This is a genomic window from Pseudomonas sp. GL_093, from assembly GCF_057837605.1.
Window position 1 is genome coordinate 1,815,870 of sequence record NZ_CM174448.1, and the last position, 11,731, is coordinate 1,827,600.

6 protein-coding genes are annotated in these 11,731 nt (G+C 60.1%); all 6 read left to right on the forward strand.

The window, feature by feature from the left end; all coding sequences use genetic code 11:
• Positions 1–13: 13 nt before the first annotated feature.
• The gene (locus AC3IUE_RS08180; RefSeq protein WP_056742131.1) at positions 14–1,102 is read left to right on the forward strand and encodes a flagellar basal body P-ring protein FlgI; all 1,089 of its coding nucleotides are present in this window, start codon (positions 14–16) and stop codon (positions 1,100–1,102) included.
• Positions 1,103–1,113: 11 nt separating this feature from the next.
• Positions 1,114–2,415, forward strand: coding sequence for a flagellar assembly peptidoglycan hydrolase FlgJ (flgJ, locus tag AC3IUE_RS08185; RefSeq protein WP_489266665.1), 1,302 nt, complete (start codon positions 1,114–1,116; stop codon positions 2,413–2,415).
• Between the two features lie 23 nt (positions 2,416–2,438).
• The gene (flgK, locus tag AC3IUE_RS08190; RefSeq protein WP_489266667.1) at positions 2,439–4,490 is read left to right on the forward strand and encodes a flagellar hook-associated protein FlgK; all 2,052 of its coding nucleotides are present in this window, start codon (positions 2,439–2,441) and stop codon (positions 4,488–4,490) included.
• 13 nt (positions 4,491–4,503) lie between these two features.
• Positions 4,504–6,072 carry a flagellar hook-associated protein 3 gene (locus tag AC3IUE_RS08195; RefSeq protein ID WP_489266669.1) on the forward strand — a complete coding sequence of 523 codons (1,569 nt, stop codon included), beginning with the start codon at positions 4,504–4,506 and terminating at the stop codon, positions 6,070–6,072.
• Positions 6,073–6,196: 124 nt separating this feature from the next.
• The gene (locus AC3IUE_RS08200) at positions 6,197–9,787 is read left to right on the forward strand and encodes a glycosyltransferase (RefSeq protein WP_489266671.1); all 3,591 of its coding nucleotides are present in this window, start codon (positions 6,197–6,199) and stop codon (positions 9,785–9,787) included.
• A gap of 835 nt (positions 9,788–10,622) precedes the next feature.
• Entirely contained in the window at positions 10,623–11,645 is a 1,023-nt protein-coding gene (locus AC3IUE_RS08205; RefSeq protein ID WP_489263402.1) for an IS110 family RNA-guided transposase, read from the forward strand.
• Positions 11,646–11,731 lie beyond the last annotated feature (86 nt).

The window sequence follows — 11,731 nt, forward strand, 5'->3', positions numbered from 1 at the left end:
TCTTAAACACCTGATGGTGGCCGCCCTGATGCTGTCCGCAGCGTTCAACGCGCAAGCCGAGCGGCTGAAGGACATCGCCAGTATTTCCGGCGTGCGCTCCAACCAATTGATCGGCTACGGCCTGGTGGTCGGGCTTAACGGTACCGGCGACCAGACGACGCAAACCCCGTTCACCCTGCAGACCTTCAACAACATGCTCTCGCAGTTCGGCATCAAGGTTCCGCCGGGTTCGGGCAACGTCCAGTTGAAGAACGTTGCGGCGGTGTCGATCAGTGCTGATTTGCCGGCGTTCGCCAAGCCGGGTCAGCAGGTCGACATCACCGTATCGTCCATCGGTAACTCCAAGAGCCTGCGCGGCGGCACCTTGCTGCTGACGCCGCTCAAGGGTATCGACGGCAACGTCTATGCGATCGCTCAGGGCAACCTGGTGGTCGGCGGTTTTGATGCCGAAGGTCGTGACGGTTCGAAGATCACTGTCAACGTTCCGTCGGCCGGTCGTATCCCGGGTGGTGCATCGGTTGAGCGTTCGGTGCCGAGCGGCTTCAACCAAGGCAACAGCCTGACGCTGAACCTCAATCGTTCGGACTTCACCACGGCCAAGCGCATCGTCGACAAGATCAACAATATGCTCGGCCCTGGCGTTGCCCAGGCCATCGACGGCGGTTCGATTCGCGTCAGTGCGCCACTCGATCCGAGTCAGCGCGTCGACTATTTGTCGATCATCGAGAACCTTGAAGTCGATCCGGGTCAGGCGGTGGCGAAAGTCATCATCAACTCGCGGACCGGCACCATCGTGATCGGTCAGAACGTCAAGGTTTCCCCGGCCGCCGTGACCCACGGCAGCCTGACCGTGACCATCACCGAAGACCCGATCGTCAGCCAGCCCGGCCCTCTGTCCAATGGGCAGACGGCGGTCGTGCCGCGCTCGCGGGTCAACGCCCAGCAGGAAGCCAAACCGATGTTCAAGTTCGGTCCGGGCACCACCCTCGACGAAATCGTGCGTGCGGTGAACCAGGTCGGCGCGGCACCGGGTGACTTGATGGCCATCCTCGAAGCACTGAAACAGGCCGGCGCGTTGCAAGCCGACCTGATCGTGATCTGAGGACGGCGACCATGGATATGCGCAAGGGCGGATTGGGGGTCAGCAGCAACGATTCGGGTTCCTATTCGGACCTCAATCGACTGAACCAGCTCAAGGTCGGCGACAAGGACAGTGACGCGAACATGCGCAAGGTTGCGCAGGAGTTCGAGTCGCTGTTCCTCGGTGAAATGCTCAAGTCCATGCGCTCGGCCACTGAAACGCTGGGCCAGGACAATCCGCTCAACACGCCGGCAGCCAAGCAATACCAGGAAATGTACGATCAGCAGTTGGCCGTTTCCATGTCCCGTGAGGGCGGCGGTATTGGTCTGGCTGACGTGCTGATGCGTCAGATGTCGAAGAACAAACCGATGGCCCCGGGCGAGGCCGCTGCCGCGTCAGCCGCCAAGCAAGCGGCCGCGAAAGCCGCCGTGGAAACCCCGATTGCCGCCGGCACGGTCGCCACCAACGGGCCGCTGTCGCGCCTCAATGGCGAGCGTCCGTTGTGGGCTTCGCGCTCGGTGAAGTCGCCAGCCAACGCGGGCGAGGGCGCTCATCGCAATGACATGGCGCTGATCAATCAGCGACGCCTGGCGCTGCCGCCGAAACTGGCCGACCGCTTGCTCGCAGGGCTGGTGCCGTCGGCATCGACCACTGCCGCGACCTCCGCGACGGCGCAGAACAACATCCAAATACCTCGGAGCACCAAGACCGGTGCCGGTCCCCTGTACAACGGCGATTGGCTGGCTTCGCAAACGGATACGGCATCCGGCGGGCGCCTGCAGGTTTATGGTCGTGCCATGGCGCAAATACCGCTGGCACCGGCGAAGAAAGCGTTCAGCTCCGCCGACGAATTCGTCAACACCATGCTGCCGATGGCCAAAGAGGCCGCCGAACGCATTGGTGTCGATCCGCGTTACCTGGTGGCGCAGGCCGCTCTGGAAACCGGTTGGGGCAAGTCGGTCATGCGCGCCCAGGATGGTAGCAGCAGCCATAACCTGTTCGGCATCAAGGCCGGCAGCAGTTGGAAAGGCGATTCGGCGCGCGCGATCACCAGCGAATTCAGAAACGGCGAGATGGTCAAGGAGACGGCTCAGTTCCGTTCCTATGACTCTTACAAGGACAGCTTCCATGACCTTGTGACGCTGCTGCAAACCAACAATCGCTATCAAGATGTTGTGAAGTCGGCCGATAACCCAGAACAGTTTGTGCGCGAGTTGCAAAAGGCCGGTTACGCAACCGACCCGGACTACGCGAGCAAGATTTCGCAGATAGCCAAGCAGATGACGAGTTACCAGAACTACGCTGCGGCGGGCGCTACCACCACGCCTCTATAGGCATAAGCTATAAGGTCTGAACCATGAGTTTGCTCAACATCGGGATGTCGGGGCTGTCAGCCAGCCAATCGTCGTTGATGACGACGGGTAACAACATCGCCAACGTCGATACCGCGGGTTACTCGCGTCAGCAGACCGTGCAGGGCACCAAAGCCTCGCAGCAGTTCGGCAATGTCTACATCGGCACGGGTACGACGCTGGCCGATGTACGTCGGGTGTACAACAGCTACCTTGACGCCCAACTGCAGACCGCCACGTCGCTCAACAGTGATTCGGCCGCCTACCTGGCGCAGGTTTCGCCGGTAGATAAACTCCTGTCCGACAGCAGCACCGGCATCAGTAGCGCGCTGACCAAGTTTTTCAGTTCCATGCAGAACGTCTCTTCGGCTCCGACCGATGACGCGGCACGGCAGCTGCTGCTCAGCGATGCCAAGGCCCTGAGCAATCGCTTCAATTCGATTTCAAGTCAGCTGAACCAGCAGAATGCCAACATCAATGGCAACCTCACGGACATGGCTTCGCAAGTCAACAAACTGGCGGCCACCGTTGCACAGCTGAACCAGAAAATTTCCGAATCCTCCGGCAGCACGGGTCAGCCCAATGACCTGCTGGATCAGCGCAACGAGACGGTCCGGCAGCTGTCCGAGCTGGTCGGCGCACAAGTCACGCAGAGCGGCTCCAACTACGATATTTACCTGGGCAGCGGTCAGCCGCTGGTCATAGGCAATACCTCCACCACCCTGGAAGTGGTGCCTGGCAAGAATGATCCGAGCCGTTCCACTATTCAGATGAACCGTGGTTCAAGCACCATCGACATCTCCTCGGTGATCTCGGGTGGTGAAATGGGGGGCCTGCTGCGCTATCGCAGCGAAGTGCTCGACCCTGCGATGAATGAACTGGGGCGAGTAGCCCTGGTGGTCGCCGACCAGATTAACAGCCAGCTTGCCCAGGGCATCGACAAGAACGGTGAGTTCGGTGCGGCCCTGTTCGGCAATATCAACAGTGCCACCCTGATCAGTCAGCGCAGTATTGCCGCCGCGGGCAACAACTCTGCGTCGGGTAATCTGAACGTGACCATCAAGGACACGGGCAAGCTGACTACCAACGATTATCAGGTCACGTTCACCAGCGCCACGGACTACAGCGTCCTTCGCTCGGACGGCACCGATATGGGCTCGTTCAACATCAGCACCACCCCGGCACCGGTGATCGATGGCTTCGCGCTGTCTCTGGGCGGGGCGGGCATGAGCACGGGCGACAGCTTCAAGGTTACGCCCACCCGTGGCGGCGCCAGCGAGATCCAGACGGTGCTCACCGACCCTAAACGTCTTGCGGTCGCGGCCCCTCTGACCGGCGTCAGCGGCTCGGGCAATACCGGGACCGGCAGCATTCTGAAGCAGCCTGACCTCAAGTCGTCGCTCAATATCTACAACCCTGCCGACAGCGCAATCATCCAGTCGGGGATCAAAAACTCGACACCGGTCAAGATCATCTTCGGCCCTGCCGGTGGTGCTTCGCAGACCTATTCGGTCAAGGATGCCAAGGGCACCCAAATCGCTACTGGCAGTATTGTTCCGGGGCAAAGCAACACCCTGAGCGTGGCGGTGAAAATGGTCGATGCCAGCGGCAACCCGATCTTGGACAGCAGCGTCCCGCCGGTGCAGCGCACCTTTACGTTTGAAATGACCATGGACGGTTCGCCGAAGGACCTGGACAGTTTCACCGTGTCGCTGACCGGTGCCAGTTCCAAGGACAACCGTAATGGTCTGGCCGTCATCGACCTGCAGACTCGCAAGACCGTGGAAACCGGTGGTACCAGCAACGGTATCAGCCTTTCGGACGCGTACGGCAAGCTGGTGGAAAACGTCGGTGCCAAGGCTGCCCAGGGCAAAAACGATTCCGATGCGACAACCGCGATCCTGACCCAGGCCAAGGGCGCCCGTGACTCGTTATCCGGTGTCGACCTGGATGAGGAAACCGGCAATCTGGTCAAGTACCAGCAGTACTACACAGCTTCTTCGCAGATCATCAAGGCTGCGCAGGAAATCTTCAGCACTCTGATCAACAGCCTTTAAGGAGTCGTAGATCATGCGTATTTCTACCCCCCAGTTCTACGAGCGCAGCGCTGCGAACTACCAGAAGAACTTCAACAACGTCGTCAATACCAGTCAGGAAGCCAGCGACAACCTTCGCGTGCGTACGGCCGCTGATGATCCGGTTGGCGCTTCGCGGTTGCTGCAACTGGGTCAGCAGAGTGCAATGCTCGACCAGTTTTCGACCAACATCACGACGATCAAGAATACGCTGGGTCAGTCCGAGACCGTTCTCAACAGCATCAACAACGTGCTGCAGCGTGCCAACGAACTGGCCCTGGGTGCGGGCAACGCCGGCTATACCGATTCCGAGCGCAAGGCCAACGCCTCCGAATTGGGGCAGCTCGAATCGCAGTTACTGAGCCTGATGAACAGCCGCGATGAAAACGGCCAGTATCTGTTTGGCGGGTCCAACAGCGGTACTGCGCCGTACTCGCGCAATGCCGATGGCACTTACAGCTATCACGGCGACCAGACCACCTTGAACCTTCAGGTGGGTGATGCGTTGACCATGCCCAGCAATGACACCGGCTTCAGCATTTTCGAGCAGGCCCTCAACACCAGTCGCACCCAGACCACGCTGACGGCACCGGCGGTGAATGACGGACGGGTCGACCTGTCCAACGGTCAGGTGTCGGGTAGCGTGACTTACAACGACAAGTTCCGCAGTGGCGAGCCCTATGCGATCGAGTTCCTGAGCAGCACTCAGTTCAAGGTCACGGATTCCGGCGGCAACGATGTAACGGCTGAAGCTTCCAACAACGGTGTCTTCGATCCCAAGACGGCCGGTGGCACACAGGTATCTTTCCGCGGTGTCGATCTGCGTCTGAACATCAATCTGAAACCAGGCGATACCACCCCGGACACTGTGATTGCCGGGCATATCTTCAATCTGGGCGCCAAGCCAGACACCTTCAGTGCCACCCGCAGCGCCGGCAATCCATCGACCGCCGTCGTGACGGGCGCCACTGTCAGCAACGCAGCCAACTACAACGCGGCATTCCCCAATGGCGGGGCGATTCTCAAGTTCACCAGCGCCACGAACTATGAGTTGTATGCCTCACCGTTGACCGCTAACAGCAAGCCGGTGTCTACCGGGACCATGGCGGGTTCGACAGCGACGGCAGCGGGTGTGGATTTCACCTTCGGTGGTACGCCGACGGCGGGTGACCAGTATGTGGTTCAACCCAACACCCACCAGACCCAGAACATCCTCGACACCATCAGCAAGCTGCGCACCGCACTTGAGGCGCCGATCGATGGTTCTGCCGCCGCCGAACAGAGCTTTCGCGCCTCGCTGGATTCGGCGATTGCCAACATCGGCAGCGGTAGCAACCAGGTACTCGGTTCGCTGACTTCGATCGGTGCTCGTGGTCAGGCACTGGACATCCAGAGCTCGACCAACGAAAGCCTGACGATGGCCAACAAGACCACCACGTCGTCGATCCAGGACTCCGATCCGGCCGAAGTGCTCAGCCGCCTGACCCTGCAACAAACCATGTTGCAGGCTTCGCAGCTGGCCTTCAGCAAAATCAGTCAATTGGGGCTGTTCAACAAAATCTGAGTTTGACCGCTAACCACTCGACGGACGAGATGACCCCTCGGCCGTCGGGTGCAAGCATTTTCTTCCAACCGGGTCAGCATGCCCGGCCCCAGGGCTGGAGCACTCTGCGGTCGAGAGTTTTCCTGTGAGTTCAGCTCCCCTTGTCAGTGTCGCCATCCCAGCCTTCAATCCGCGTTTTTTCCATGCGGCATTGCAAAGTGTCCTGAGTCAGAGCTACGAATCCCTCGAAATCATCATCTGCGACGACAGTCCTGGCGACGAGATTGCGAGCATCGTCGAAGGGGTTTCGGCCCAGACCCGTTTCCCGCTGCGCTATCTGAAAAACCCTCAGCCCCTGGGCTTTGCGGGCAACCTGCTGCGGTGCCTGGAGGAAAGTCGCGGGGAGTACATCAAATTCCTTTGTGATGATGATCGATTGTTCTCTGGCTGCATCGCGACTCAGGCCGCACTGCTGAGCGAGTACGAAGATGTCAGCCTGGTCGGTGCCCAGCGTTATTTGTGTGATGCCGATGATCACATCCTGCCGCACCGTCTGGAAAACACCGCGATGGCCGGTGGCAATGCGTTGTTCAAGGGTGGCGATCTGCTGGACTTCTTTGAGGTCCGTCCGCTGAACTTCATCGGTGGCTTGAGCAACGTGCTGATGCGCACTGCCGATGTCCGCGAATTGCTGCCGGCGTTGCTGCAACCGGAGGTGGGTTTTGCCGGTTTGCTGGATCTGGTCCTGTTCGTTTGCCTATTGCGGCGCGGCAACCTGGCAGTGGCCAGTCAGGTGCAGAGTGTCGAGCGCCTGCACCCGGACAGCTTCAAATGCCAGGCGGCCGTGCAGCAGCAAATGCTGGTCGAAGGTCAATGGCTGACGCAAATGCTCAACGAGCGCGGCGATAAAGGGACAGCGTTTTCCGGCTGGATCCGTTACTGCGCCGCGCTGCCGGGTGTCGATGCGAAAAATCGCGTGTGGGAGGAGTTTTCCCTCGGCCATTTGCTCGTCGCTCGCCAGGCCCTTCAAGAGTCCAGAGTCGGCAGCGACAGCCGCAGCTTCGGGCAGCTGTATGCTCAGTGGCTGGAGTGTCGGCGTGAGCCTGCGATCCTTGGGCAGCTGTTGGCGCAGACGCACGCGTGGCCACGCCGCCCGACAATCGTTCCGATCGTGATCGACGGCACCGGCGACCGGCAGGCCGTGGAACTGACGCTGGAAAGCATCAACGCGCAATGTTACGGCGCTCAAGCGGTGGTGGTGCTGTCCAGTGCGGGCGCTCAAGCGGGGCTGGACGGGCGGGTGCTGAACCTGGTGCTGGAGGCGGATTGGGCGCAGCAGCTCAATGGTGTCTTGCCGCAACTGGAGGGGGCCGATTGGTTCTACCTGTTGCGTGCCGGCGATCGCTTGACCGAGGCCGCGCTGCTCTTGATGGCCGAGCGCATCGTCGAGCGTCAACATATGTTGTGCTGCTACGCGGATGAAGGCGCGCTGGTGGACGGCATCTCCCGTGAGCCGGTGTTCAAACCGGATTTCAATCTCGACCTGATGCGCAGCTACCCTTACACCGGGCGTGCGTTGGCGTTTGAGCGCAACGGTTTTCTGGCTCGGGGCGGTTTCAGTGCCGACTTCCAGGAGCTGGCGCCTCAAGACTTGCTCTGGCGGATGGTCGAAAGCGCCGGCCCCCACACCATCGAACACATTGGCGAAGTGTTGGTGGAGTCGTCCTTCAGTTACGCCTCGTGGTTGTCTTCGACCGCCGTGGCCGCTGAAAACCCGCGACTGCTGGAGGCGCACCTGCAACGGCTGGGTGTGGCATTCGACTGGCGGGCCGGCAGTGAAGCGCTGATCAATCAGGTGGATTATCGCCACGCCCGGCAACCGCTGGTGTCCATCATCATTTCCACCAAGGACCAGCTGACGGCGCTTGAGCGCTGCCTGGCGAGCCTGCTGGAAAAAACCGCTTACCCGAACTACGAAGTGTTGATCGTCGACAACGCCAGTCTCACCAGCGAGGCTCGCGCCTGGCTGGACGGCATGGCGCAGCTGGGTAGCGACAAGCTGAGAGTGCTGCGTTACCCCCATGCGGCCAACTTTGCGGCGATTCACAACTTCGCCGCCGCCCAGGCTCGTGGCGACTACTTGTTGATGCTCACGCCGAACAGCGTGATCACTGATGCCGATTGGCTGGACGCACTGATGAGTCAGGCCCAGCGCCCCGAAGTCGGGATCGTCGGAGCGAAAATGGTCTGCGCCCAAGGCACCGTCCAGCATGCCGGACTGGTGCTCGGGTTGCGCGGACCGGTGGGTGCGCCGTTTATCGGCGAATCAATGCAGTCCGGTGGTTACATGCAGCGTCTGCAGGTGGTGCAGAACTACAGTGCGGTCAGCGATGACTGCCTGCTGGTGCGCAAGCAGGTGTTCGAGGAGTTGGGCGGGCTGGACGAGCGTTCGTTCAGCCTGGCATTCAACGATGTGGACCTGGGCTTGCGAGTGGCCAAGGCCGGTTATCTGGTGGTCTGGACGCCTCATGCCCGCTTGATGCTGGTGGAGCCGGCGGTTTCGTTGCAACAGGGTGGCGAACAGGCGCGCCAGGAGCAGCTCGGTCGCGAGCAGCAGACGATCTACCGCAAGTGGTTGCCCGACATGGCCCGGGATCCAGCCTACAACCCCAACTTGAGTCTCACCGGTTCGAGTTTCTGCCTGGAACCTGGCATGCGCCTGGGCTGGAGTCCGTTCGGCAGCCGCAGCTTGCCGCGGGTTCTGGCCTTGCCGGTGAACCAATCGGCTGTCGGGCATTACCGCGTGGTGCAGCCGTTTCTGGAGCTGGAGGCGGCGGGCCTGGTCACGGGTGTTCAAGCTTTCGAAATGCCGTCGATCATCGAGTTGGAGCGTCAATCGCCGGATACGGTGGTGATGCAGGGACGCTACAACGATGCGCTGGTGAACGAAATCGAGCGGGTCAAAACGTATTCCCGAGCCTTGCGCATTTTTGAACTCGACGACTACATCATCGACGTGCCGGAAAAAAACGGCCACCTGAAACATCGGCCCAAGGATTTCGAAAAAGCCATGCGTCGTGGCATCAGCCTGTGTGATCGAGTGGTGGTGTCGACCCAGGCGCTGGCTGATGCGTTGAACGGCATGCATCACGATATTCGCGTGGTGCCGAACACCTTGGCCGCGCACTTGTGGAGCAACCGCGTTTCCCTGCGCCGCACCGGTGCCAAGCCGCGCGTCGGCTGGGGTGGCGGCACCAGCCATGCCGGTGACCTGGAGATCATTGCCGACGTGGTCCGTGAATTGGCCGATGTCGTCGACTGGGTGTTCTTCGGCATGTGCCCGCAAGCGCTGCTCCCTTACGTGCGTGAGTTCCACCCCTCGGTGGGCCTGCAGGAGTATCCGGCCAAGCTGGCCAGCCTTAACCTCGACCTGGCGCTGGCGCCGTTGGAATACCACATCTTCAACGACTGCAAGAGCAACTTGCGACTGCTGGAATACGGCGCCTGCGGCTATCCGGTGATCTGCACCGACACCGAAGCCTATCGCGGCTATTTGCCGTGCACACGGGTCGTCAGCAACAGCACCGAGGAGTGGCTGCAAGCAATTCGCATGCACTTGGCCGATCCCGAGGCCAGCTATCGTATGGGCGACGAGCTGCGCGAAGCGGTGATGCGTGACTACATGCTGCGCGGCGATAACTTGCAGCTGTGGTACGACGGATGGATCGCGAGCTGATCAATCGTTTAAATCGAAAGGCCGGGCAGTGATGTCCTAATGTTGTTCACCTAAGCTTGGTGTTTCCAGGCACACACACACATGGGTCGCGAGCGGGCGGTGGATCAAGAGCGAGGCGGCCGACCTGTCTTTTCTTTTTTGTGTACATATCCGTTTCTGCGGTCACGGCGGCTATTGGTTTCGCTTTTACAGCGAGTCACTTTCGAAAAGCCTGCGCGGCCCGGCGGAAAGTAACGAAAGCGCTTCTGCCCCTGTCGTTCGGTGCCTCGCTGTGGCTCGGCATGCCCTCGTTCCGGTCCTTCTCCGTGGGCCCGCCGCCATCGGCCATCCATGGCCGGGGGCGGCTAACCCGGCATCCATGCCGGGTTGCCCACTGCGCAGAACCTCCACTCGGCCTCTCGAGGGTGCGGGCACCGCAAAAGCCAAAGCGAGGCGGCCTACCGGCCGGCCTGTCTCTTCAAGCGTACGCATTCCCCTGTGGGGAGCGAGCCTGCTCGCGATCAGGCCCTGTCAGTCGACATCAATGTTGAATGTAAGTCCGCCTTCGCGAGCAGGCTCGCTCCCACAGTTGGATTTTTGGCGGGCATGACATAGGTGTCCACCGCCGATGACCTTGACAGACATCAGGTCGGCTATCAGGCCGCCTCGCTTGGCTTTTGATTTTGATCTGTCTGCCCCTTTCCCAGAGGCCGAACGCAGGTATTGCGCAGGGGGCACCGAATGGTGGGGCAGGAGCCCTTGGTTACTTGGGGCTTAATGAGATGGTCAGCCTGACCGAGAAGCCCTGCAGGTTTACGCTTGCAGGGCTTTTCTCGTTTTTGTCGGAGGATCTCTCATGAACACGATGACGCTTCTGGGTATCGACATTGGCAAACACAGTTTCCACCTGCATGGCCAGGACGCCAAAGGTCATCAGGTATTGCGCAAGAAAACCAGCCGAGGCCAATTACTCAGCACATTGGTCCAATTACCCGCCTGCACGGTGGTGATGGAGTCTTGCGGCGGCGCTCACTGGCTGGCTCGACAGATCAGGGCATTGGGCCACGAGGTGAAGCTGATTGCCCCGCAGTACGTCAAACCGTTCGTCAAAGGCAACAAAAACGACTTCATTGATGCCGAAGCGATTTGCGAGGCGGCAAGCCGCCCCGCCATGCGCTTCTGCTCGATCAAAACCGCAGAACAGCAAACGCTTTCGGCCCTGCATCGTGTCCGCGATTCATTGATTGGCCATCGCACCGTCGCGACCAACCAAATTCACGGATTTCTGCTGGAGTTCGGGATCAGCCTGCCCATTGGCGTCGCTGCGTTGCACCGCGTGCCGGCGCTGTTGGACGACCCGCAGCACCCGGTTCCATTGCGTCTCAAGGGCTTGGTAATGCGCCTGCATCATCAAATTCAACAGCTCAATGATGAAATCAAGGACATCGAGTCCGACCTGAATCAGCAGTTGAAAGAAGATGATACCGGCGGCCGTTTGCAGAGCATTCCTGGCATCGGCCCCATCACCGCCAGCGCATTACTGGCGGACATGAGTGATGCATCGAACTATCGCAGTGGGCGCGATTTTGCCGCTTCGTTAGGGTTGGTGCCAAAGCAGTATTCAACGGGTGGAAAGACGGTGTTACTGGGGATCAGCAAGCGCGGCGACAAGCACATACGTCGATTACTGGTACAAGGCGCGCGATCAATCATGCTGCGTATCGACAAACGAGAGGATGCGCTAGGGTCTTGGGTTCGGGAGCTGCTGACGCGTCGGCACTCCAATGTCGTAGCGTGTGCGTTGGCGAACAAACTGGCGCGAATTGTGTGGGCGGTACTGGCCAAGGGTGGCCAGTACAACCCACATCCGAACGCTTGAAACTACAGCTTTATCACCGGCTTTTGCGACGTCACCGACTGATGACAGTAAACGGCAAATGGCCCGACTGAGAACCTGGCATGGAA

Coding starts and splice junctions, on each gene's coding strand:
- AC3IUE_RS08195 (WP_489266669.1), top strand. CDS start 4,504: ATGCGTATTTCTACCCCCCAGTTCTACGAGCGCAGCGCTGCGAACTAC.
- AC3IUE_RS08205 (WP_489263402.1), top strand. CDS start 10,623: ATGAACACGATGACGCTTCTGGGTATCGACATTGGCAAACACAGTTTC.
- flgJ (WP_489266665.1), top strand. CDS start 1,114: ATGGATATGCGCAAGGGCGGATTGGGGGTCAGCAGCAACGATTCGGGT.
- AC3IUE_RS08180 (WP_056742131.1), top strand. CDS start 14: ATGGTGGCCGCCCTGATGCTGTCCGCAGCGTTCAACGCGCAAGCCGAG.
- flgK (WP_489266667.1), top strand. CDS start 2,439: ATGAGTTTGCTCAACATCGGGATGTCGGGGCTGTCAGCCAGCCAATCG.